This is a genomic window from Enterobacter sp. 940_PEND (assembly GCF_001059415.1).
GTDB lineage: Bacteria > Pseudomonadota > Gammaproteobacteria > Enterobacterales > Enterobacteriaceae > Enterobacter > Enterobacter cloacae_M.
The window spans coordinates 31885-57182 of record NZ_JUMS01000117.1 but is presented as its reverse complement, the minus strand read 5'-3'; the positions used below and the strand labels follow the sequence as shown (position 1 = coordinate 57182).

The 25298-nt window shown below is 58.8% G+C and carries 14 protein-coding genes; 8 read left to right on the top strand and 6 right to left on the bottom strand.

From position 1 onward, the window contains the following. Both ADJ24_RS16775 and ADJ24_RS16770 read right to left on the bottom strand, forming a co-directional pair. A partial coding sequence (locus ADJ24_RS16775) for an Ig-like domain-containing protein (protein WP_048703016.1) occupies positions 1–7613 on the bottom strand: 7613 nt, incomplete at its 3' end. Positions 7614–7734: 121 nt separating this feature from the next. Next, complete coding sequence (locus ADJ24_RS16770) at positions 7735–9072, bottom strand: TolC family outer membrane protein (RefSeq protein ID WP_023311645.1); 1338 nt, start codon at positions 9070–9072, stop codon at positions 7735–7737. Between the two features lie 739 nt (positions 9073–9811). Between ADJ24_RS16770 and ADJ24_RS16765 the strand changes: the two genes are divergently transcribed. Beyond that, complete coding sequence (locus ADJ24_RS16765; protein ID WP_023311644.1) at positions 9812–10555, top strand: DeoR/GlpR family DNA-binding transcription regulator; 744 nt, start codon at positions 9812–9814, stop codon at positions 10553–10555. Positions 10556–10568: 13 nt separating this feature from the next. Further along, the gene (locus ADJ24_RS16760; protein WP_048703013.1) at positions 10569–11636 is read left to right on the top strand and encodes an oxidoreductase; all 1068 of its coding nucleotides are present in this window, start codon (positions 10569–10571) and stop codon (positions 11634–11636) included. A 44-nt stretch (positions 11637–11680) separates the two neighbouring features. Here ADJ24_RS16760 and cybB read toward each other — a convergent pair whose 3' ends face one another. Then, positions 11681–12211, bottom strand: a complete 531-nt coding sequence (cybB, locus tag ADJ24_RS16755; RefSeq protein WP_023311642.1) for a cytochrome b561 — start codon at positions 12209–12211, stop codon at positions 11681–11683. A 189-nt stretch (positions 12212–12400) separates the two neighbouring features. Between cybB and gap the strand changes: the two genes are divergently transcribed. Beyond that, positions 12401–13402 carry a type I glyceraldehyde-3-phosphate dehydrogenase gene (gene gap / locus ADJ24_RS16750; protein ID WP_023311641.1) on the top strand — a complete coding sequence of 334 codons (1002 nt, stop codon included), beginning with the start codon at positions 12401–12403 and terminating at the stop codon, positions 13400–13402. 41 nt (positions 13403–13443) lie between these two features. On the opposite strand, the gene ADJ24_RS16745 is transcribed toward gap, so the two are convergent. Together ADJ24_RS16745 and ADJ24_RS16740 are read right to left on the bottom strand one after the other, a co-directional pair. Further along, positions 13444–14247, bottom strand: a complete 804-nt coding sequence (locus ADJ24_RS16745; protein ID WP_023311640.1) for a YdcF family protein — start codon at positions 14245–14247, stop codon at positions 13444–13446. A 97-nt stretch (positions 14248–14344) separates the two neighbouring features. After that, the gene (locus ADJ24_RS16740; protein WP_125387027.1) at positions 14345–14572 is read right to left on the bottom strand and encodes a hypothetical protein; all 228 of its coding nucleotides are present in this window, start codon (positions 14570–14572) and stop codon (positions 14345–14347) included. 64 nt (positions 14573–14636) lie between these two features. Between ADJ24_RS16740 and ADJ24_RS16735 the strand changes: the two genes are divergently transcribed. The 5 genes from ADJ24_RS16735 to ADJ24_RS16715 all read left to right on the top strand — a co-directional run bounded on the left by ADJ24_RS16735 (position 14637) and on the right by ADJ24_RS16715 (position 20983). Next, a complete protein-coding gene (locus ADJ24_RS16735) occupies positions 14637–15956 on the top strand; it encodes an MFS transporter (protein WP_023311638.1) in 1320 nt (439 codons plus the stop codon). Positions 15957–16114: 158 nt separating this feature from the next. Beyond that, positions 16115–17767, top strand: a complete 1653-nt coding sequence (locus ADJ24_RS16730; protein WP_023311637.1) for an MFS transporter — start codon at positions 16115–16117, stop codon at positions 17765–17767. A gap of 22 nt (positions 17768–17789) precedes the next feature. Then, the gene (locus ADJ24_RS16725; protein WP_023311636.1) at positions 17790–18872 is read left to right on the top strand and encodes an HlyD family secretion protein; all 1083 of its coding nucleotides are present in this window, start codon (positions 17790–17792) and stop codon (positions 18870–18872) included. Then, entirely contained in the window at positions 18869–20248 is a 1380-nt protein-coding gene (locus tag ADJ24_RS16720) for an efflux transporter outer membrane subunit (protein ID WP_023311635.1), read from the top strand. The genes ADJ24_RS16725 and ADJ24_RS16720 overlap by 4 nt, the downstream gene beginning before the upstream one ends. A gap of 75 nt (positions 20249–20323) precedes the next feature. Further along, on the top strand, positions 20324–20983 hold the full coding sequence (locus ADJ24_RS16715; RefSeq protein ID WP_023311634.1) for an O-methyltransferase: 660 nt from the start codon (positions 20324–20326) through the stop codon (positions 20981–20983). A 240-nt stretch (positions 20984–21223) separates the two neighbouring features. Here the strand turns inward: ADJ24_RS16715 and hrpA are convergent, their stop codons facing one another. After that, the gene (gene hrpA / locus ADJ24_RS16710) at positions 21224–25126 is read right to left on the bottom strand and encodes an ATP-dependent RNA helicase HrpA (protein ID WP_032668252.1); all 3903 of its coding nucleotides are present in this window, start codon (positions 25124–25126) and stop codon (positions 21224–21226) included. Between the last annotated feature and the right edge of the window lie 172 nt (positions 25127–25298).

The window sequence follows — 25298 nt, the reverse complement described above, 5'->3', positions numbered from 1 at the left end:
CCGTTGCCCAGCGCGGTCAGCACGTCGGACGGCACGTTCACGGACCAGGTGAGATCGCTCTGCACCGTTGCGGTGTAGCTGTTACCGCCAATGGTCACGGTCACGGTGTTGCCCGCTTCGGCATTCACCACCTTACCGCTGATGGTCTGGCCGGCTGCCAGCTCCGCCGCGTTAATGACGTCGTCACCCGCAATGGTGTTGACGATCACGCCCGGCAGAACGGATTCCACGTTCACGGTGTGCGACGTGCTGGTATTGTTGCCGACGCTGTCCGTCGCTGAGGCGGTGACGGTATAAAGCGCCTCGCCCAGCTGACCGACCTCGTTCGCCGGAACGGTAGTCGTCCATTTTCCGTTATCGTCCACCTGCGCGCTGTACGCTTTGCCGTTCAGCATCACGGTCACCACCGCGCCTGCCGCCAGGCCGGAAGCCGTTCCGGATATAGTCAGATCCTGGGTTTTCTCGGCGTTGTTGATCACATCGTCACCGGAAACGGTGTCAATGGTCAGCACCGGCGCGGTCAGATTCACCTCTACGCCGTGCGTGGCGCTGTTGCTGTTGCCCGCTTTATCGGTCAGCGCCGCTGTAATGGTGTAATCTCCGGCGGCCAGCGCGGTAACGTCCGCCGCAGGCACGCCCACGCTCCAGTTGCCTGAGGCATCCAGAGTGGCGGTGTACGATTTGCCGTTGAGGGTGACGGTGACCACGTCGCCCGCCGCCGCGCCGGTCACGGAACCCGTGACAATCAGGGCCTGCGCATGCTCGGCGCTGTTGATCACGTCGTCGTCGGAAACGGTGTGGATGGTCAGCTGCGGGACGGTGGTATCGACCAGCACGTCGCGATCCGCAGAGGCCGGGTTGCCCGCCTTATCAGACACGGCGGCGCTGATGGTGTAGTTGCCGTCGGTAATGCCGCTCAGATCCGCGGTCGGCACGGTCACGCTCCAGCTGCCGTTTGCCTGCACGGTGGTGGTGTAGTCCACGCCGTTCAGCGTCACGGTGACGGTCTGGCCCGCTTCGGCGTTGGTCACGCCGTCAATAACCAGATCCTGCTGCGCTTCGGCCGCATTGATGATGTTGTTGTCGCTGACAATCTCGATAGACACCGTCGGCGCGGTCGCGTCCACGCTGTACTCGCGGCCTGCCGACGCGCTGTTGCCGTTCACGTTGGTGACGCTCACCTGCACGCTGGCATCGCCGTCTTTCAGGCTGCCCAAATCGGCAGACGGTACGGTCGCCGTCCAGTTGCCGCTGGCATCGACCGTCGCGGTGTACGATTTGCCGCCGAAGGTGATGGTGACGGTCTGGTTTTCTTCCACGTTGGAGGTCGAGCCGGACAGCACGAGGTCCGCGCCTTTCTCAGCCGCGTTGATCACGTCGTCCGAGGCAATCGGGTCAATGCTGATGGCGACTGCCGCCAGATCCACCTTCACGTCATGGCTGATGGAAACAGGATTGCCCGCCGCGCTCTGGCCTTCCACGGTCACGGTGACCGTGCCCGCATTCAGCGCGCTGACGTCTGCCGCCGGAATGGCCGCCGTCCAGGTGCCGTCCGCCAGCACGGTTGCGGCGTAGGTTTTGCCGTTGACGGTCACCGTTAACGCCGCGCCCGTTGCCAGGCCTTCGCTGGAGCCGGTAATAATCAGGTTCTGAGCGTGCTCAATGCTGTTGATCACATCGTCGCCCGCCACGGTATCGACGCGCAGGCCAGGCAGGTTAGCGTCTATAACGATTTCGCGCTCGCCCGTTCCGGTGTTGCCGTGGCCGTTGGTGACGCTGGCTGACACGGTCAGATCGCCGTTACCGATGGCGGTTAAGACCGTGGACGGCACGTTGACCGACCAGCTCAGATCGTCCTGAACCGTCGCGGTCCAGGTATTGCCGCCGATTGAAATCGTGACAGTGTCACCGCTCGCCGCGCCGCTCACTTTCCCGCTCAGAGTCTGCCCGGCAGCCACTTCCGCCGCGTTAATGACATCGTCCGTGGCGACCGGGTTGATGGTGACCTGCGGCAGCGCGCTGTCGACCAGCACGCTGTGGCCGGTGCTCGCACTGTTGCCCGCCGCGTCGGTTACGCTCGCCGTCACCACGTAGCTTGCTTCACCCAGCGCGGAGACGTTTGCCGCCGGAACGGTGATGCTCCAGCTGCCGCTGGTGCCGGTGGTGGCCGTATAGCTGATACCGTTCAGGGTCACCGTAATGGTGGTTCCGTCCGGCTGGTTGCTGGTGCCGGACACCAGCAGATCCTGTCCTTTCTCGGTCGCGTTGATCACGTCGTCAGCCGCCAGGGTATTGATGGCAATCACCGGCGCGGTCAGGGAGACGTCAAACTCGTGCGTAGCGCTGGTGCTGTTACCGGCTTTATCGGTGAGGGTCGCGGAGATCGTCTGCTCGCCGTTAACCAGCGCACCCACGTCCGCCGCCGGAACGCCCACGCTCCAGCTGCCGGACGCGTCCAGCATGGCGGTATAGTCTTTGCCGTTCAGGGTCACGGTAATCACGTCGCCCGCCTGCGCGCCCGTGACCTTGCCGGAGACGATCAGCGCCTGGCCGTGCTCGGCAATATTCACGACGTCGTCGCCCGCGACGATGTTGAAGCTAATCTGCGGTACGGTGGTGTCGACCAGCACCGAAGAGCCCGCGCTGGCCGGGTTGCCTGCCTTATCGGACACCGTCGCCGTGACCGCCGCGCTGCCGTCGGCGATGCCTGCCATATCCGCCGCCGGAACGTCGAGCGTCCAGCTGCCGTCCGCCTGCACCTGCGCGGTGTACTGATTGCCGTTGAAGGTCACGGTGACCGTCTGGCCCGCTTCGGCAGTAGAGGTGCCGGTCAGGGTCAGATCCTGCGCCGCCTCTGCCGCGTTCAGCATATTGTCATTGCTGATGGTGTTGATGGTCACCGTCGGCGCGGTGGTATCGACGCTGAATTCCTGCGCCGAAGACGCCGCGTTGCCGTTCACGTTGGTGACGGTTACCTGCACGCTGGCGTCGCCGTCTTTCAGGCCGCTCAAATCGGCTGCCGGAACGGTCCAGGTCCAGTCGCCGCTGGCATCCACCGTCGTGGTATAGGTTTTACCCGCAAAGGTAATAGTCACGGTCTGGCCCGCTTCCACGTTGGAGGTGGTGCCGGAAAGCAGCAGATCCTGGCCTTTTTCCGCCGCGTTGAGCACGTTATCGTCGGTCACGCTGCTGATGGTGATGGCAACAGGCGCGAGATCGACGTCCACAACGGTGCCGATGGTTACCGGGTTGCCGGAGGCATCCTGCGCGCCTGCCTTGATATCCAGCGAACCGTCCGCCCACTGGGAGACATCGGCCGCCGGTACCGCCGCCTGCCAGGTGCCGTCCGCCAGTACCGTTGCAGAATAGGTTTTGCCGTTGATGGTCACGGTCACGGTGCTGCCCGCCGCCAGATCGGTGCTGGTACCGGACACAATCAGGTTCTGAGCGTGTTCAATCACGTTGATCACGTCGTCACCCGCCACGGTATCAATACGCAGTCCCGGGAGCTGGGCGTCGATGGTGAAGTCGTGAGAAGAAGAGCCGATATTGCCGTGCGCGTTGGTCACGCTGGCGGATACGGTGAGGTCGCCGTTGCCGAGCGCGGTTAACTGGCTCTCGCTTAACGGCAGGCTCCAGCTCAGATCGTCCTGCACGGTAGCCGTGTACGTCTGGCCGCCAAGGATAATAGTGACAGTGTCACCTGCCGCCGCGTTCGTCACCTTACCGGTCAGGGTTTGCCCTGCCGCTACTTCCGCTGCGTTAACGATATTGTCGCCCGCCAGGGTGTCGATCGTTACCACCGGCAGCGAGCTGTCCACCAGCACATCGTGCGAGGTTGAGGCGCTGTTGCCTACGCTATCCGTGACGCTCGCCGTCACGGTGTAATGGGCTTCTCCCAGCGCGCTTACGGCCGAGGCCGGTACGGTCACGCTCCAGTTTCCGCTGGCGTCAGCGGTTGCGGTGTAGTTAATGCCGTTCAGGGTCACCGTAATGGTCGTGCCTTCCGGCTGGTTGCTGGTGCCGGAGAGAAGCAGATCTTCGCCCTTCTCGGTCGCGTTGATCACGTCGTCCGCCGCCAGCGTGTTGATACCGATGACAGGCGTCACGGTATTCACCACCACATCCAGCGAACTGCTTCCGGTATTACCGGACCTGTCGGTCACGGAAACGTCGATTGTCCAGGTGCCGTCAGTCAGCCCCTGCACGACGGACGCCGGCAGGCCAAGGCTCCAGTTCCCGGCCGCATCCACCACGGTGGTGTAGTCGACGCTGTTAATGGTGATGGTGACCAGATCGCCCGCCGCCGCACCGGTGACGGAGCCGCTCAGGATCTGCGCCTGTGAATGGGCGAGCTGGTTAACGGTGTTGGTGTCGGTGACAAAGTCGTTAATGGTCACCTGCGGTACGGTTGCGTCCACCAGACCCACGCGGTCCGCGCTGCTGGCGTTGCCCGCCACGTCGCTCACGGTGGCCGTCACGGTCACAATGCCGTCCGTCAGGGCACCCACGTCAGCCGCAGGCACGCTCAGCTGCCACGTACCGTCCGCCTGAACCGTGGTCTGATACGTTTTGCCGTTCAGCGTCACGGTGACCGTCTGGCCCGCTTCCGCAGTGCTGGTACCGCTTAAGGCTAAATCCTGCTGCGCTTCAGCCGCGTTGATGATGTTGTCGGCGGTCAGGTTATCGAGCGTAATCGCCGGAGGCTGCGTATCCACCGTGACCACGCGCGCGGCGTCGGCGCTGTTGCCGCTGACGTTAGTGACGCTGACGCTCACCTGCGCGCGCCCGTCGATCAGGCTTTCCATGGCGCTGGCGGGTACGGTCAGGCTCCAGGAGCCATCCTGCTGCACCTGCGCGGTGAAGGTCTGGTCGGCGAATTTCACCACCACGGTCTGCCCCGCCTCCACGCCCTGCGTCTGGCCGGAAAGGGTTAAATCACCGCCTTTTTCTGCCGCATTCAGCAGGTCGTCGCCGGAGACGGTATCAATAGTGACCGCCACGGCGTTCAGATCGAGTTCAATCGGGTGTTCAGCCGCAACGGGATTGCCCCAGGCATCTACCGCACTGACGTTAACCGTCATGCCGCCCGCCGTCCAGGCCTGCAGGTCCGCCGCCGGAACGCCGATCTGCCAGCTGCCGCTGGCGTTAACCGCGGTGACGTACTCCACGCTGTTGATGGTGACAATAATCTGTGTGCCCGCGGCCAGATGGGTGCTGGAGCCGGTGACGCTCAGATCCTGCTGCTGTTCTATGGCGTTGATCACGTCATCGCCGGAAATGGTGTTCACGCGCAGACCCGGCAACTGCGCGTTGATGTTGATATCGCGCTCGCCGGTGCCGGTATTGCCGTGCGCGTTGGTGATGGACGCGGTGAAGGTTAAATCGCCGTCGCCGAACGCCTGAAGATCCGCTGACGGAATTTTCACGCTCCAGGTCAGATCGCTACCCACCGTGGCGGTGTAGCTCTTGCCGCCCACGGTGACAGAAACGGTATCGCCCGCCGCCGCGCCGGTGACGCGACCGCTGAGGGTTTGTTCGACGCCCGCTTCGGCGTTATTGACCAGGTTGTCGCCCGCAAACGTATTGATAATGACCTGCGGAAGAACGGTATCCACCAGCAGATTCGCCTCGGCAGAACCGCTGTTACCTACGCTGTCGGTCCCGCTGACGCTGACGGTATAAAGCGTATTCGCCAGATTCAGAACGTCGGAAACCGGCACCTGGACCGCCCAGATACCGTTTTCGACGGTGGCCTGATAGCTGACGTTGTTCAGCGTCACGGTGACGGCAGTGCCGTCCGGCAGATTGCTGGTACCGGTCAGGCTCAGCGGCTGCATCGCCTCCTGGGCATTCAGGACGTTATCCTGGCTGATGGCGTCAATCGTAAATTCCGGCGGGTGTCCGCTCAGCGTAATGCCGTGCGTGGCGCTGCCGGTGTTGCCTGCCGCGTCAGTGACGGAAACCGAAAGCGTGTGGTTGCCTTCACCCAGCGCGCCCAGCACGGACGCCGGAACGCCCACGCTCCAGCTGCCGTCCGCCAGCACCACGCCGGTGAAGGTCTGGCCGCCAAGGGTCACGGTGACCACATCGCCCGCGGCGGCACCGCTCGCCTGGCCAGAAATAATGTGCGCCTGGCCCTGCTCGCTGATATTGAGGATATCGTCGCCCGCCACGGTATGTATGGTGACGACCGGCGCGGCGGTATCCACCGTGAAATCTGCCGTCACGGACGAGCCGTTGCCCGCTTTGTCGCTCACGTTAACCGTCAGGGTGTGATTACCCTCATTGAGCGCCTGCACGTCGTTCACATCAAGCGTGACGGACCAGGTGCCGTCGCTGCCCACCGTGGCGTTATAGTTTTTACCGTTCAGGGTGACCGTGACGATCTGACCGGCTTCCGCATTCGTTTTACCGGTCAGGGTCAGCGGCTGATTGTGCTCAGCCGCATTAATGATGTTGTCCTGTGCGAGGGTATCGACAGAGAGGGTTGGCGCGGTGGTATCCACGCCAATCGTCTGGCTTCCGCTGACGGTGTTACCCGCCGCGTCTTTACCGCTCACGCTAACCGTCCAGGTTCCGTCGCCCAGCGCCTGCGCGTCCGCCGCAGGCACGTTAACACTCCACGCGCCGTCTGCCCCGACTTCAGCCGCGTAGGTTTTGCCGTTCAGCGTCACGGTGAGTTCGGTACCCTGCGCCAGGTTTTTGCTGGCACCGGAAAGCGTAAAGCCCGCAGATTGCTCGCTGGCGTTCAGCACGTTATCGCCCGCCGTGGTGGCCAGCGTAATGGCGGCATCGGCGGTAGAGACCGTCACGGTGATACTGCCCGCAGAGGTGGTTTTACTGCCGTCGATCTGCACGACCGACCAGGTGTGCTCCCCGTCCGTCTGGGTCGGTAATATTACCGTCCACGTGCCGTCTGTACCGACCATGGTGCTGGCAATGGTGCTGCCGCTGCTGTCTTTGATCTGGATGGTCGCGCCCGGCTGGCCGGTACCGCTAAAGGTTGGGGTGCTGTCGTCCGTGATCTCGTTTGCGCTCAGCACGCCCTGCTTGTCACCCGCTTTATCCGACAGCAAGAAGGTCGGCGTGGCGCTTTCAACTTCTTTCGTATTATCAATGACTTTTGTTTTAGTTCCGCCGTCACCGCCGTTTGCCAGCAGCGCCCCGATGGCACCGCCGCCTAACGCCGCTCCCGCAACCCAGCCCCACGGCGCGTCGCTTAAAACGCTTTCCTGCTCGAGGAAAGGTTGAATGCTGCTAATCGGTGTGGCCTGCGCGGTTAATTCAGTCACCGCAGCGCCTGACGCTTCCCCGGCATCGGCAAAAGAAATATGCGTCAGTTCCTGACGGTCGTTGAACACCAGCTCTGACTGATTATGCGTTTCTGGATCTTCTGCGAAATAGTTATTGCAGCGAATAACGCTGCCATCTTTCATATAAATGAGGAGGTCTTTACCCTGGCGGACATAGCGCGCCACATCCTGAGCAGAGCCCTGAATTTCAATCACGCTCGGCGATGAAATAGAGACCGACAAATTTCCTTCGCCGGTTAATTTAGTTTTCTCCGCCGTTTTGCGAATGATGACATCAACAACTTTTATGTTACTCATATTCTTCTCCTTGCAGGTGTACGGATTCCTGTGGATATGTCCACCAGACGGATGTAGCTATCCCTGGGAAAAAACACCCATTATTTTCAGTCTTACTTTGCGCAATACTGCGCGTCTTTTATTAACTCAAGTCGGGTAATTTTGCGGCAGCGTTTTTCTCTATTCCAATAAGCGGCATTAAATTATCAACCGCGGAAGCATAATTAATTGCCGAACTCCAGCCGTCATACTCAGCGATTATTTTCGCAGATGTGGCCTGCCAGACATCCTGCTCAACGCTGAGCAGATCGTTAATGCTCCGCTTGCTCAGGGTGTATTCATTTTTATAAACATCGCGGGCCCGCAGAGCATTTTCCAGCTGTTGCTTCCCCGCCTCCATTCGTCCCCGTGCGCCGGTCCAGTCAGCCTGCGCGACGGAAGCTTTTTGCAGTACATCGAAACGCGCCTGATCGACCTGAGAGGAGGCCATGGCCCGCGCGCCTTCCGCCTGCCGGACGCGTGCAGAAACCGCGCCCCCCTGATACAGCGGCGCGTCGATATTGAGCTGTATCTGGTCGTCCCAGTAGGAACGGTTGTCCGATTCATAACGGGTGCGCCCCCCCTTCAGGCTTAGCGTAGGCCAGTGCTGGGACTTCGCCGTTTCCACGCCATACTGAGCCGAGCGTTCCATGTTTTGCGCGGCCATCACTGCCGGTATCAGGGAATAATCGATGCGGTTGAGCGAGTCCGGCTCCACGGCAAGATTCGCGGGCACCGGCGAATAGGCCTCTGCCTGCATCCCGGTTAATACCGCAAGCCTGGCGCGCGCGCTGTTTAAGGCGGCGTGATACTGCGCGACCGTCGCCTGCATGCCGGCAATGCGCGTGCGGGTCTGAAGCTCATCGGAGGTGGAACTCACGCCCGCGTCTGCGCGCAGCTTTGCCAGCTGTTCGACGTTTTTGAGCGCCTGCACGTTATCTATTGCCGCCTGCAGCAGATCGGAATAGCGTTTGACCTCGACATAGCTCAGCGCCGTTTTTTCCGCCACGTCCGAAAGCGTGCCCATCAGCTGGTAGCGGTAGCTATCGCGCTGGGCGGAGGACTGGCTGATGCTGTTATTGGTCTTGCCAAAATCGTACAGCAACTGCGTCAGGCTCAGCCCCCAGGCGGCTGAATTCTTCAGCGACCCGCTGGAATCGGTGGTCTGGCTGTGCCCTGTACTCCCGTTCAACGATATTTGCGGCATCCAGCCGCTGCGCGCTTCATCTATTTGTGCCTGGCCAATACCTAATTGTGCGGCCTGCTGGCTAATTGACGGATCGCGATCGATAGCAAAAAGAATACTTTCTTTTAAGGTTGTTGTTGAAACGGGGGCAATACCCACCTGCCCACTATTGGCGCAGGCAGTATTTATGGCTATCGAAAATAGTGCCATCGCGGCGGTATATCGAAGTAACATAGAATTTCTCAATATCGTCATTTTATCTCCCTGACTCTGAGTGATACTCATGCAAATACCCAAAAAGAGGTACAGATAATTAGACAAATATCTTCTTTGGTTTCCTCTCCGAATTTTAGGTAATACTCCCCATACCCATGTCCATTGGAGATGAGATCTGCCTGCGTCTTATTTCAATTAAGAATTTACTTATTTCTTAAACTGGTTAGCAGCATAACAAAATGCGGTATACCCCACTACACCCACAATGTTAACGCGGTGTTACAGATAAGAAAAAACATGGGGTTTCTGGACAAAACTCTGAAAATGGAGTTTCAAATGAAACATATAAAACCACTGTTATTTAAGGAAAATTCTTAATTCGTAATATGCACATTTTTGCGTTAATTTCAGAGCGGGTCAGACACAAAGATTTTCAAAGAAGTGTCAATTTACGTAGCTTATGGGATATATTTAAAATTAAGCGCCTTTAAAAAACTAATTAAAGCAATAAAAGCCTTCATAATTTTAATTACACAGCATTTAAACCTACCCAGTGACAGTACACTGGTTGTATAAACCAAATCGTTAAATAAAACATAACAATAACATTGTGATTAACATTCAAAACGGCTTCCTTATACCTGCTTAATAAAATTTTAATAATCACCTATGTGAATCATCACACCGCTGCACATCGTCATGGCCACAATCCCCTTCTCTCTGCGGCAAAATGCTGTATTATGCAAACTATTGCGACATTTTGCAGGAATGTACCCCGATGCACAAAACCGCTCGTCAACGCTATGTCCTGGATATCCTCAGCGAGCAAGGCCAGGCCAGCATCACTGAACTGGCCGAAAAACTTCAGGTTTCAGCGGATACTATCCGTCGGGATCTGACCGATCTGGAAAACCAGGGCCTTGCACAGAAGAACCACGGCGGAGCCATCGCGCTCAACCTCTCCGCCATGAACCGTCAGGGCCGCAACACGCTGCTGCCGGAGACCAAACAGCGCCTGGGTAAACAGGTCGCACAGCAGGTTCCGCCCGGCTCCACCCTGTTTCTGGATGCCGGAAGCACGGTGATGGCCGTCGCCACCTTTCTTCAGGGTCCGCTCACCGTCATTACTCCCTCACTGGACATCGCCCAGCATTTTAGCGACCGGGAAGATATTGAGCTGATCCTGCTCGGCGGGAAATGGGACCACAAGCAGCGACTGTTTGCCGGCAGCGCCACGCTGTCTTTGCTGTCCCGGTATCGGGCAGATATCGCCATTCTTGGGGCATGCGCCATTCATGCCGAGCTCGGGTTGAGCGCCGGTAAAGAAGCGGATGCCGAGGTTAAACGCGCAATGCTCGACGCAAGCCACGCGCACTGGATTGTCGCCGACCACCTGAAAATTAACCGCTGCGAGCCGTACCTGGTGTCCGGGTTATCCAGCATCCAACAACTCTTTTTAGATCGTCCCTGGCCTGAGCTTGGGGACCATAGCGCACTGCAGGTTACGGTGTGCGCGAATTAACGTGGAGAAGGTCATGAGTAAAGTTCAAACAATCAACATTGCGCTGATCGGGTATGGATTTGTCGGTAAAACCTTCCATGCCCCGCTGATCCAGTCTGTGGACGGGATTAAGCTGGCCGTGGTCTCTTCTCGTGATGAAGAGAAAGTTAAACGCGATCTGCCGGACGTACAGGTAGTAGCGACACCGGAAGAGGCCATTCAGCATCCTGATATCGATCTGGTGGTGATTGCCTCCCCCAACGCCACCCACGCCCCGCTGGCGACGCTGGCCCTGAACTCGGGGAAACACGTGGTCGTGGATAAGCCTTTTACCCTCGACATGCAGGAAGCCCGCGACCTGATTGCGCTGGCGGATGAAAAGCAGCTGCTGCTCTCCGTCTTCCACAACCGCCGCTGGGACAGCGATTTCCTCGGCATTAAGCAGATTATTAAACAAGGTACGCTCGGCAAGGTTAAACACCTGGAATCGCACATTGACCGCTTCCGCCCGGAAGTGCGAGTGCGCTGGCGCGAGCAGAACGTCCCCGGGAGCGGTCTGTGGTTTGATCTGGGCCCTCACCTGATTGACCAGACGCTACAGCTCTTTGGCCTGCCGGAGTCGGTTCAGGGGAATATCGCCACGCTGCGCGACGGCGCAGAAATTAACGACTGGGCGCACGTGGTCTTAAACTACCCGGAGCATAAGGTCAATCTGCACGCCAGCATGCTGGTTGCTGGCGGTACGGCACGCTTTACCGCCCACGGGGACAAGGGCAGCGTGGTGAAAGCCAGAATCGACCAGCAGGAAGCGCAGCTGCTCGCAGGGGTGATCCCCGGCAGTGAAACCTGGGGCGAAGACGGCGACAGCATGGTGTTCTTTGGGGCCGACGGCGCACCGCAGACGATCCCTACCCCGAAAGGCGATCAGCGCCAGTATTACGTCAACGTACGTGATGCGCTGCTCGGGAGAATCACCAATCCTGTCCACCCTGTTGAAGCACTGGCGGTCATGGCCGTGCTGGAAGCGGCGGTGAAGTCCTCGGAGACGGGGTCAACGCAGCCGCTGGCGTTAACTGCTGAAGAGCGTGCGCTGCTGGGTTAAAAAATAAGCCGGGTGGCGCTGCGCCACCCGGCAAGCGTTAAAGACTACGAACGCTTTTTCGGCATCATGCGCAGGAGGGTATTATCTTTCCAGAAATAGTGATGCATCAGCGCCGCCGCCGCGTGCAGGCCAATCACAAAATAGCCCAGGTTCGCCAGCGTCTCGTGCCACTCTTTCAGCATATCAACCAGGTCGAAATTAGACTCCGCCGCATGCGGCATCGCCAGGCCAAACGCAAACCAGTCGCTGCCCCGGTTATACATCATCACAATGCCAATCAGCGGCAGCGCAATAAACAGCAGATACACCACCAGGTGGCCAAGATGGGACATCCCCGTAACCATCGCTTTTGGCTTCGGCTGAATCGGCGGCGCGCGGAATTTCAGGCGAACCAGCAGACGCGTCACCATCAGCACCAGGATACTGATACCGCACGAGACGTGGATCATATTGATCGCTGGACGCGCGGTGCGCGGGAAGAAACCTTTGAACTCCATGGCGCAGTAGGCGACGATGATTAACAGAAACACCAGCCAGTGGATGCCGATTTGCAGGCTTGTATATTTAGTGCGCATGTGATTTCCCGATTAAAAACAGTTATCGCGCCAACATAATCTCCTTTCCTTAAAAATTCATTAACTTTTCTGTATGGTTTTTCAAATACTTCCTCCCGCATGAAGCATCTTCAATTGCCGCCCTGCCCGTGATGGTCTAAGCCTGGATGAGTTCAAACTGTCGCATCGACACGTTTACAGGAGAACACCATGAGTAAAATTGGCATTAACGGCTTTGGACGCATTGGGCGCCTTGTACTGCGTCGCCTTCTTGAAACCCAGGACAGCAATACCGTCGTCGCCATCAACGACCTCACCTCACCGAAAGTGCTGGCCTACCTGCTCAGGCATGATTCCAACTACGGTGGCTTCCCGTGGAGCGTCGATTTCACCGAGGATGCGCTGATTGTGGACGGTAAAACCATTGCGGTGTACGCCGAAAAAGAGGCGAAGCACATTCCGTGGAAAGCCGCAGGCGTGGATATCGTCGTGGAGTGCACCGGTTTTTATACCTCTGAAGAGAAATCACGGGCGCACCTGGACGCCGGCGCGAAGAAAGTGCTGATCTCAGCCCCTGCGGGTGACATGAAAACCATCGTCTACAGCGTGAATGACGACACCATTGACGCCAGTGACACCATTATTTCCGTCGCATCCTGCACCACCAACTGCCTCGCCCCGCTGGCGAAAGCCCTGAACGATGCGTTTGAAATAAAAGTGGGCACCATGACCACCATTCACGCCTATACCGGTACGCAGGCGCTGGTGGATGGCCCGCGCGGGAAAGACCTTCGCGCCTCGCGGGCGGCGGCAGAGAATATCATTCCCCACACCACCGGTGCCGCAAAGGCTATCGGTCTGGTGATCCCGGCGCTCAGCGGTAAACTGAAAGGCCACGCGCAGCGCGTGCCGGTAAAAACGGGTTCGGTCACCGAGCTGGTGGCGATTCTGGGCAAGAAAGTCACCGTTGAGGAGATCAACGCCGCGCTGAAAAAGGCGACGCAGGGCAATAAATCGTTCGGGTATACCGACGAAGAGATTGTGTCGTCCGATGTGATTGGCTCGCATTACGGTTCGGTGTTTGACGCCACGCAGACGGAGGTGTCAGAAGCGGGAGAGCTACAGCTGGTGAAAGCGGTAGCGTGGTATGACAACGAGTACGGTTTCGTGACGCAGCTGGTGCGGACGCTGGATAAGTTTGCGGCGCTGTAATTTGTTCCCCCTCTCCCCTGAGAGGGGTATTTACTGAATATTCAGAGAAGCGAGCGCCTGGACAACGCATCCGCGAGGACCGGATCCTGCTGCAGCTGTTTCCACGCGGCAATCACCGCATCAGGGAATTCAACGTGCGCGATAAAATCCCGCCCGGCCGGGCCATAGCCGTTAACGTCATCATACAAACGCGGCAGCTCCCCCAGAACCAGTGAAAGATAACGGTCAACGGGCCACAGTCCGCTATTGCCCGCGCTAAATTCAAGGCCCTCTTTGCCATTGTGCAGCGTTGGCGTAAACCCGGGATGGCTGATCCACTGCGGCGAAACGGGCTCATCCCGGCACACGCGGGCAAGCGTCGCCATCGTGCGGCGCTGCATCGTCGGATCCTGCACCACCAGCACGCGCCCGATCGCGCGCTGATGCTGTTTCAGCATATTCCAGCTAAAACGCGCATTCTCACCGCAGTTGGTGGAGCGATCCTCAATCCACAGGCGCGCATCGGGGATCTGCCAGAACTCCCGCGCAATGTCGGCAAGAATGCTCGCTTCGGCCCGCCCTTCGACCTGTAAGGTGTGATAACGCGGATGACTGCCGATAGCTGAATATAAAAACGCGGTTGAATGACCAATACCGCCGCTAATCAGGAGCGGGATTTCTCTCTGCGCGGCAATACGGCAGGCCGCCTCAATGGTCGGGATCACCGCGTTTCCTGCCAGGATCACCGCATCGACGTCCGGGGGCTGGCGGCTGTCGCTCAGGTCGTCCTGCGCCAGCCATTCACCGACAGTATTGATGGCCGCCAGGGTGGCATCCGGCAGGATGGGAAAATGGGGCTGAACCATGGTGAACTCCTCATTTATGTCTCTTCAGGGTAGCGGCTTCTTACCGATAACGCAGAGGCGGGCTCTGAAATCAGACGTTGTTTTATCGCCCAAATTGTCATTTTTCTGAAATAACCAGAAACATCCAAAAACAATCGGGTTGCACCTGCATATTATGCTTTTGGTTTTCCATCATACAAAACATCCTGTTGCACATGTTCTCTGCAAAAGCACCCAACGCTGCATATTTCACCGTGATCTGACCAGTTTTATCCCCCCTGCGCTTGCCAAACACAATATCCAACCCTAAGTTGCTTAACAATTTCACAACCTTTTTTATCATCACGGGTTGCACCTGAAGCGCGCCAGGTGGCACCTCTCTCAATATCAACGTAGCGGGGTTTCAGGTCATGACAGAACATGAAAGTACGACGACGGTATTACGAAAAAATAAGAAGGTGTTAATCGCCAGCCTTACCGGGAGCGCCATTGAATGGTTTGACTATTTTCTCTACGGTACGGCGGCCGCGCTGGTCTTTAATAAGATCTTTTTCCCGATGGTCGACCCGGTGATCGGACTCATTCTCTCGTATCTCTCTTTCTCATTAACCTTTTTCATTCGTCCCATTGGCGGGGTACTTTTCGCCCATATCGGCGACCGCATCGGCCGTAAAAAAACGCTCGTACTGACCCTCTCTTTAATGGGAGGTGCAACCGTTATGATTGGCCTGCTGCCCACGTATGAGATGATTGGCCTGTGGGCGCCCGCTCTGCTGATCCTGATGCGTATCATTCAGGGGATGGGCATAGGCGGTGAATGGGGCGGCGCGCTGTTGCTGGCCTATGAATACGCGCCCGAAAAACGTAAAGGCTTCTTCGGCAGCATTCCGCAGGCGGGCGTGACCATCGGCATGCTGATGGCGACCTTTATCGTCTCGCTGATGACGCTGTTCAGCGAGGAAGATTTCCTCTCCTGGGGCTGGCGCATTCCGTTCCTGCTGAGTTCGGTTCTGGTGTTGCTCGGCCTGTGGATCCGTAAGGACATCGACGAGACGCCTGATTTCAAGAAGGTAAAACAATCGGGCCAGGTGGCGAAAGCGCCTCTGCGCGATACCCTGAAACATCACTGGCGCGAAGTGCTGATTGCCGCCGGTCTGAAGGTGGTAGAAACCGCGCCGTTCTATATCTTCTCGACGTTTGTCGTGAGCTATGCCACCACGACGCTGACGTATCAAAAATCTCAGGCGCTGGAAGCCGTGACGCTGGGAGCCCTGGTGGCCACGGTGATGATCCCGTTAATGGGGCTGCTCTCGGATAAAATTGGCCGTCAACGCATGTATGCCGCGAGCGTCTTCATCCTGGGTTTGTTTATCGTGCCGTGGTTTATGCTGCTCAATACCGGAACAACCTGGGGCATTGTGCTTGCGACGGTCATCGCCTTTGGCGTGTTGTGGGCACCGGTAACGGCGGTACTCGGCACGCTGTGCTCTGAAATTTTTAGTGCAAACGTACGCTACACCGGCATTACTCTCGGTTATCAGCTGGGTGCCGCGCTGGCAGGCGGTACCGCGCCGCTGATTGCCACCGGACTGCTGGCAAAATATGACGGCGACTGGGTTCCGGTGGCCTGGTATCTTGCCGTCACGGTGGTCATTTCATTAATCGCGATTTTCTGCGCCAGCCGCGTCAAGCGAACGACCCTTCTGCAGGCACAGCCCGAACATCTCTGATCGTTGTCGGCCCGACTCTCGGGCCGCTCTTTTTCCTTAAACTTCCCTTCTACATTTGATTAACATGCGTAAATCATATTCACTTGAATTATCATTTGCGGCAGACGTAGAATCGCTAGCCCGCTAATTATTCAATTATTTCTAAGGTAAACGACGTTATGCGCCTGCCCGAACGCGACCCTTATGCTCCTCGCGAGTGGCAGCCACATGAGAAACCCGCCCTGCTGGGTTCGCCTTCCACACCCGAGCACAGTACGCCAAAACGGATTGCCTACGGCGTCGTTGGCCTGCTGGTGTGCCTGACGGGAGCGCTGGGAAATGCGGTGGTGACCGCCAATCTGCAAAACCTGCAGGGGACCTTCGGGGCCTGGTCGACCGAAATCGCCTGGCTGCCCGCGGTCTACGTCATGACCAACATCTCTATCAACCTGCTGCTGGTCAAGTTCCGCCAGCAGTACGGTCTGCGCGCCTTTACGGAAGGGTTTCTGGTGCTGTACGTGCTGGTGACCTTTTTCCACCTGTTCGTAAACGATCTCAGCTCGGCGCTGATGGTGCGCGCCGCGCACGGCATGGTGGCCGCCGCGCTCAGCTCGCTGGGGATTTACTATCAAATCCAGGCCTGGCCTGCGAAGCACCGCCTGAAGGCGCTCACCATCGGGATTACCGGGTCGTCGCTCGCCATCCCTCTGGCCCGCCTGTTTTCCACCGAACTGCTGCAGCTGGACGAGTGGCGCGGGCTCTATTTCTTCGAGCTGGGGCTGGCGCTGATCTCCCTCGCCTGCGTGATAGCCTTAAAACTGCCGCCGGGCGACAGGCGCAAGGTCTTTGAGAAAAAAGACTTCATCACCTTCTTTTTAATGGCCCCCGGAATGGCCCTGCTCTGCGCCGTGCTCTCGTTGGGCCGCCTTGACTGGTGGTTCGAGGCGCCGTGGATCGGCTGGTCGCTGGCGCTATCGCTGGTGCTAATTGTGGCTGCCATCGTCTTTGAACATAACCGCGCCAACCCGCTGCTGAACACCCGCTGGCTGTCGAGCGGCAGCATCGTCCGTCTGGGGCTCATCATGCTGCTGATCCGTATCGTGCTGGCAGAGCAAAACACCGGGGTCATCGGCTGGCTGCAGTACGTGGGGTTGCAGAACGAGCAGATGACCCACCTGGCGTGGTCCATTTTCGCAGGGATCGTCTGCGGGATTGTCACCAGCTGCCTCACGATTAAGCCGACCAAACTGGCGTGGCCGATTATCACCTCCCTGGCGCTGATGATTGTTGCCTCGCTGCTGGACAGCCAGTCCAACAACCTGACCCGGCCGGATCAGCTGATGCTAAGCCAGTTTCTGCTGGGCTTCGGCAGCGCCTTCTTCCTGGCACCCGCCATGCTGGCCGCCATTGGCGGGGTGATCGCCGACCCGCGCAACCTGGTCAGCTTCTCGGTGATGTTTGGCATGAGCCAGAACCTCGGCGGCCTGCTGGGCTCCGCGATCCTCGGCACCTTCCAGACCTGGCGCGAGAAGTACCACTCCAGCCTGCTGGCGGACCAGCTCACCACGCTCAATCCGCTGGTCAACGAGCGTATCCAGCTTTACACCCAGATGTACCGGAGCCTGATTGGCGACAGTTCGCTGCTGGGAACGCAGGCGATCACGCAGCTGCAAACGGTCACCGCGCTGGAGGCGAATATTCTGGCTTACAACGATACTTATCTGCTGACGGCGGGCATCGCTGCCGCCACGCTGGTCTGGATTTTATGGCGCTTGCTGCGCCTGCGCATCACTGCCCGTATGGCGCTTAAAAACGCCACCGGCAACAAATAATTGAAAGAGTTCTGGAGAGTTTATGAGTCAGCAGGATGCCGCCAAAGAGCAGGCCAACACCCGCAAAAATGTGCGCATTGTTTCCGTTTTCACCGCCGCTGCCATCGGTATTGTCGGCGTGCTGGTGATCCTTTACGCATGGCAGCTGCCGCCTTTCACCCGCCACGCGCAGTTTACCGACAACGCCTACGTGCGCGGTCAGACGACGTTCATCAGTCCCCAGGTGAATGGCTATATCACCGAGGTGAAGGTTCAGGACTTTGTGCAGGTTAAAAAAGGCGACCTGCTGCTGCAGATTGATGACCGTATCTATCGTCAGCGCGTGCATCAGGCCGAGGCACAGCTGGCGATGAAAATTGCCGCGCTCAATAACAACCTGCAGCAGCGTAAAAGCGCCGAAGCGACGATCGCCAAAAACGACGCCGCGCTGAAAAATGCCCGTGCCCAGAGCCTGAAAACCCAGGCGGATTTAAAACGGGTGAAAGAGCTGACGGCTGACGGCTCGCTTTCCATTCGCGAACGCGACGCGGCGCTGGCCAGCGCGGCCCAGGGCAGCGCCGACATCGAGCAGGCCAAAGCCGCGCTTGAGATGTCGCGTCAGGATCTGCAGACGGTAATTGTGAACCGCGGCGCGCTGGAGGCGGATGTCGACAATGCGAAAGCGGCGCTGGAGCTGGCGCAAATTGACCTGCAAAACACCCGCATCATCGCCCCGCGCGACGGCCAGCTCGGCCAGATTGCCGTGCGTCTCGGGGCGTACGTGACCGCCGGGACCCATCTCACCACCCTTGTGCCTCCGCAGCACTGGGTGATCGCCAATATCAAAGAGACGCAGCTGGCGGAGCTGCGCGTCGGCCAGCCGGTAAAATTCACCGTCGATGCCCTGAACAACAAAGCGTATCAGGGCCGCGTGGAGAGCATCTCGCCGGCAACCGGAGTTGAATTCAGCGCCATCACGCCGGACAACGCCACCGGCAACTTTGTCAAAATTGCCCAGCGTATTCCGGTGCGCATCGAGGTGCTCGGCAAGCCTGAGGAGTCCGCCCTGCTGCGTCCGGGAATGTCGGTGCAGGTGACCATTGATACGCGGGAGGGCAAACAATGACCCTTCGCCCTATAGCCGGTCTGGTGCTGGCGGTGACGCTGGCCGGATGCCAGTCCGTCGACGTAAAACCGGCGCAGTCGACGCTGCAAATCCCTGCGCAGTGGCGCGCCGATTCCGGTCCTGCCAGCCCGGCGGAACAGCTCTGGTGGCGCAATTTCCATGACAACAACCTCAACCGCTACGTGGATCGGGCGCTAAAAAACAACAGCGACGTGCTGATCGCCCGCGAGCGAATTAACGAGTATCAGGCGCGGGTCTTTGCGGCCGACGGCAGCCTGTTTCCCTCGCTCGATGCTGGCGTAACGGGGACGCGCGCCCGTTCGCAATCCGCCGCGACCGGGCTGCCGGTCTACGGCACGCTGTACAGAGGTAGCCTGACGGCGAGCTATGACGTGGATATCTGGGGCGTCAACCGCAGCACGGCCAATGCCGCCGAAGCCTCGCTGGAGGCGCAAAAGGCCGCCGCTGCCGCCGCGGATTTGACCGTCGAGTCTTCCGTTGCGTCCGGGTATGTCACCCTGCTCTCGCTTGACGAACAGCTGCGCGTGACCGAATCCACGCTGAAATCGCGCGAAGAGGCATTTAACCTCGCGAAACGTCAGTTTGAGACGGGCTACAGCTCGCGTCTGGAGCTGATGCAGTCGGATTCCGAACTCCGCTCAACGCGAGCGCAGGTTCCCGTGCTGCAGCATCAGATTGCACAGCAGGAGAACGCCCTCAGCCTGCTGCTGGGAAGCAATCCCGGCGCGGTAGCGCGCAGCGAGAGCTTTGAGACGCTAACGCCGCTGACGCTGCCGTCACAGCTGCCTTCTACGCTCCTGAACCGTCGGCCGGATATCGTTCAGGCCGAACGCCAGCTGGTTGCGGCGGACGCCTCGCTTGCCGCGTCGCGCGCGAGCCTGCTGCCGTCGATCAACCTGACCGCAACAGGATCGATACAGGATCGCACCCTGTCCGGCCTGCTGGACAACCCGCTTCAGCTCTGGAGCGTCGGGGGCAGTATTCTCGCCCCGCTGCTGAACCGCCAGGCGCTGAATGCGCAGGTGGATATTTCCCAGTCCCAGCGTAACCAGGCGCTGTACGCCTATGAAAAAACCGTGCGTAACGCGTTTGCCGAAGTGAACAACAGCCTTGATGCTATTACGCGCTATCAGGAACAGCTGACCGAGCTGCTTGCCCAGCAGGAGGTGGCGCAGGAGACGCTGCGCATTGCGCAGAATCGTAATCGCAACGGCTACTCCTCCTATCTGGACGTGCTGGACGCGCAGCGCACGCTGTACTCGGTGCAGACCAGCGTGGTGCAGGTGAAAAATAACCTGCTGCTGGCGCAGATCGATCTGTACAGGGCGCTGGGCGGCGGCTGGGAGAGCGCGTGAACCGCCTTGCGCGCTGATGCCCTCACCCCGACTCTCTCCCACAGGGAGAGGGAGAAAAATCCAAGGAGTCAAACTATGCAACAACAATGGTCTGCAGTAGATAATTACATGATTTCTTCGCTGATCCCTGACGATGACGTGCTGAGTCAGGTGCTGGAAAACAACAAACGCGCCGGGCTACCCGAACACGATGTTGCGGCCAATCAGGGGCAACTGCTGGCGCTGTTCGTGCGTATGACCCAGGCAAGACGCATTCTTGAGATCGGTACGCTGGGCGCCTATAGCTCAATCTGGATGGCGCGCGCCCTGCCGCCGGACGGAAAGCTGGTTACGCTCGAGGCTGACCCGACGCATGCCGATGTGGCCCGCCAGAATATTCACCTCGCGGGGCTGAGCGATCGCATTGAACTGATTGAAGGCCCGGCGCTGAGCTCGCTGGAGAATTTCGGTGACGTTCCGCCGTTCGACCTGATCTTTATCGATGCCGATAAGCCCAACAATCCCGGCTATCTGGAGTGGGCGCTGCACTATTCACGTCCCGGCACGATAATCATTGGCGATAACGTGGTGCGCGATGGCGAAGTGATTAACGGGCAAAGCGACGACGCGCGCGTGCTGGGGGTACGGCGTTTTATCGAGATGATTGGGGATAACCCGCGCCTAACCGCCACCGCGCTGCAAACGGTGGGGGTTAAGGGATGGGATGGGTTTACGCTGGCAATCGTGAACGGATGAAAATTGTGCGACCTGGTGCCCTCACCCCAACCCTCTCCCACAGGGCTGAGTAATCCCCACAAAATAATGCCAGCACGGACGCCCCCCTCTCGGCCTGCAGGAAACGCCTCAGCGATTTACAGCCGGACCAGGGCGTTGCTGTAAGTCTTCAATCTTTCTGAAACAACGTTATAGCTTCTGTTTAATCATTACTGGGGATTCCTCAGTCCACAGAGAGAGGGAGAAAACCGGGCAAGAGTTTTAACCGGAAATCTGCTCCATCGCCTGCAGAATACGCTTATCCGAAATCGGATACGGCGTACCGAGCTGCTGGGCAAAGAAGCTGACGCGCAGCTCCTCTATCATCCAGCGGATCGCCTGAACGTCTTCATCTTCGCGGCGCGCCGGCGGCAGCTTGTTTAGCCACTGCTGCCACGCCTGCTGCACGCTCTCCACTTTCAGCATCTGCGCGCGATCGCGGTGCGGGTCGATAGCCATTTTTTCCAGACGTTTTTCAATCGCCTGAAGATAGCGCAGCGTATCGCCCAGACGCTTAAAGCCGTTGCCGGTCACGAAGCCGCGATAGACCAGCCCCGCCATCTGCGCCTTCACATCTGAGAGCCCCAGCGCCATGGTCATATCCACGCGCCCCTTCAGGCGCTTGTTGATATTGAACACGGCGGTAAGGATCTGCTCGACCTGTTTGGCAATCTCCACCACGGTGTCGTTCAGCTCCGCGCGTACCTTTTCATGGAGCTGAGCAAAGCCCTCTTCCGTCCAGACCGGACCGCCCGCCTCGTGGATCAGCTTGTCCACGCCGCAGGAGATGCAGTCGTCAATCAGATCCAGCACCTTGCCGTACGGGTTAAAGTACAGCCCGAGCTTGGCCTTGTTCGGCAGCTTCTCGTGCAGATACTTGATCGGCGACGGGATGTTGAGCAGCAGCAGGCGACGCAGCCCGCGCCACATCATCTGCTGCTGTTCCTGCGGATTATCAAACAGTTTGATCGCCACGCTGTCGCGCTCGTCCACCAGCGCAGGCCAGGCTTTGACCTTATAGTTACCGCGCTTCTGTTCGTAGCTTTCCGGAAGCTGACCAAAGCTCCAGATATGCAGCCCGCTCTGCTCGATACCGTCGTCCGCCACCGCAGACAGCGTTTCCTGAACTTTGCCTTTCAGCGCCTCTTTCAGCTCGCTCAGCGAACGCCCTTCCAGCAGCTTTTTGTTTTTATCATCCACCACGCGGAAGCTGATTTTCAGGTGATCGGGCACCTGATCCCAGTTCCAGTCTTCACGGTCGATGGTGGTGCCGGTCATGCGTCGGAACTCACGCTCGAGCGCGTCCAGCAGCGGCAGCTCCAGCGGCGTGACGCGGCCTAAAAAGGCTTCCGCATAGTTTGGCGCAGGCACAAAGTTACGGCGCACCGGTTTCGGCAGGGATTTAATCAGCGCAATCACCAGCTCGCGGCGCAGGCCGGGGATTTGCCATTCAAACCCGCCCTCATCGACCTGGTTTAGCAGCGGCAGCGGAATATGAACGGTCACACCATCCGCGTCGGCACCCGGTTCAAACTGATACGTCAGGCGCAGCTTGAGGTTGCCCTGATGCCAGAAGTTCGGGTAGTCGAGCTTGCTGACCGACTCCGCCCCCTCTTTAATCAGCATGCTCTTTTCGAAGTTGAGCAGGTCCGGCGTCTCTTTGCTGGCCTTCTTCCACCAGCTGTCGAAGTGGCGGGCGGAGATGACATCGTGGCTGATGCGCTGGTCGTAAAACTCAAACAGCGCCTCATCGTCCACCAGAATGTCGCGGCGGCGGGACTTGTGCTCAAGCTCCTCCACTTCCGCGCGCAGCTTCAGGTTTTCGCGGAAGAAGACGTGGCGCGTCTGCCAGTCTCCCTCCACCAGCGCGTGGCGGATAAACAGCTCGCGGCTGAGCGCCGGGTCAATCTGGCTGTAGTTGACCTTCCGCGCGGCAACCACCGGCAGGCCGTAAACGGTCACCTTCTCGGTCGCCATTACCGCGCCCTGCGCGCGCTCCCAGTGCGGTTCACTGTACGAGCGCTTAAGCAGATGCTGCGCCACCGGCTCCACCCATTCCGGATCGATACGCGCGGCAATGCGCCCCCACAGGCGGCTGGTTTCCACCAGCTCCGCGACCATGGTCCATTTCGGCGGCTTTTTGAACAGGCCGGAACCGGGGAAGATGGAGAAACGGGCGTTGCGCGCGCCGGTATACTCCTGCTTTTCGGCGTCCTTCATCCCAATGTGGGACAGCAGGCCGGTCAGCAGCGCGATATGAATCTCGCGGTACTCCGCCGGCTCGCTGTTGACCGGAATGCCCAGCTCTTTCACCACCTGGCGCAGCTGGGTGTAGATATCCTGCCACTCGCGCACGCGCAGGTAGTTGAGGAAATCCACGCGGCACTGGCGGCGGAACTGGTTCGAGGAGAGCGCTTTCTGCTGCTCGCCGAGATAGTTCCACAGGTTTACGAAGGCGAGGAAATCGGACTCTTTGTCGTGGAAGCGACGATGCTTTTCGTCAGACGCCTGCTGTTTGTCCATCGGACGCTCGCGCGGGTCCTGAATGGAGAGCGCCGAGGTAATGATCATCGCCTCGCGCACGCAGCCGTGCTTTTGCGCTTCCAGCACCATACGGGCCAGACGCGGATCCACCGGCAGCTGGCTGAGCTGGCGGCCCAGCGGCGTCAGCTTGTAGACCGTCGCCTGCTCGTCGGTGGTAATGGCGCCGAGCTCTTCCAGCAGACGCACGCCGTCCTGAATGTTGCGTTTGTCCGGCGCTTCGACGAACGGGAACGCGGCGATATCGCCCAGCCCCAGCGCGGTCATCTGCAGGATAACGGACGCCAGGTTGGTGCGCAGAATTTCCGGGTCGGTAAACTCCGGGCGCGACAGGAAATCATCTTCGGAATAGAGACGAATACAGATCCCTTCCGACACGCGGCCGCAGCGGCCTTTACGCTGGTTAGCGGACGCCTGGGAGACCGGCTCAATCGGCAGCCGCTGGACCTTCGTGCGGTAGCTGTAGCGGCTGATGCGCGCCGTGCCCGGGTCGATCACGTATTTGATCCCCGGTACGGTCAGCGAGGTTTCCGCCACGTTGGTCGCCAGAACGATGCGTCGCCCGCCGTGCGGCTGGAAGACGCGGTTCTGCTCGCTGTTCGAAAGGCGCGCGTAAAGCGGCAGGATCTCCGTGTGGCGCAGGTCGCGCTTGCTGAGCGCATCGGCGGTATCGCGAATTTCGCGTTCGCCGCTCATGAAGATCAGGATGTCGCCCGCGCTTTCGTTGCCCAGCTCGTCAACGGCGTCGAAGATAGCCTGCAGCTGGTCGCGCTCGGTATCATCCGCCTCTTCCACAATCGGACGATAGCGCACTTCCACCGGATACGTGCGTCCTGACACCTCGATAATCGGCGCATTGTTGAAATGCTTTGAGAAGCGCTCAGGGTCGATGGTCGCGGAGGTGATGATGATTTTCAGATCCGGGCGACGCGGCAGCAGCTCTTTCAGGTAGCCGAGCAGGAAGTCGATGTTCAGGCTGCGCTCGTGCGCTTCGTCAATGATGATGGTGTCGTACTGCATCAGCAGGCGATCCTGCTGGATTTCCGCCAGCAGAATACCGTCGGTCATCAGCTTGACCATGGTGTTATCGCTAACGTGGTCGCTGAATCGCACCTTGTAACCGATGCAGCCGCCCGGCTCCGTCTGCAGCTCTTCGGCAATACGGTTCGCCACGGTGCGTGCCGCCAGTCGACGCGGCTGGGTGTGGCCTATCAGCCCTTTTAGCCCGCGTCCCAGCTCCATACAGATTTTCGGCAGCTGGGTGGTTTTCCCCGAGCCGGTTTCCCCCGCCACAATCACCACCTGGTGGTCGCGGACGGCCTCAAGGATGTCCTGTTTTTTCTGGCTGACGGGCAGGTTTTCCGGGTAGGTAATCGCCGGGCGCGCGGTTTCGCGCAGCACAACTTTCCCTGCTGCCTGTTCAATCTCTTTCGCCATCTCCTGGTAAATGGCCTGTTGAGCATCAGGATTTTTAACCTTCTTAACGCCGTGCAGACGGCGGGCGAAGCGCTGTTTGTCGCGCAGCATCAGAGAATCGAGCTGTTGCAGGAGCATCGGGAAGGTCAATTTTTGTTGTTCTGTCATAGCGTTAAAGGGCACTACACGCCCTGATAAACTCTCTTTTTAATGATTGCTATAGAGTACCACAATGACGCCTTTCGCGCCTTATTCAAAAAATTCGAACATAGGCTTCGATATATTGCGCTATCTCTATGGCAGGATTGTGAATAGAGTGTCAACAAGCAACGGGGCAACC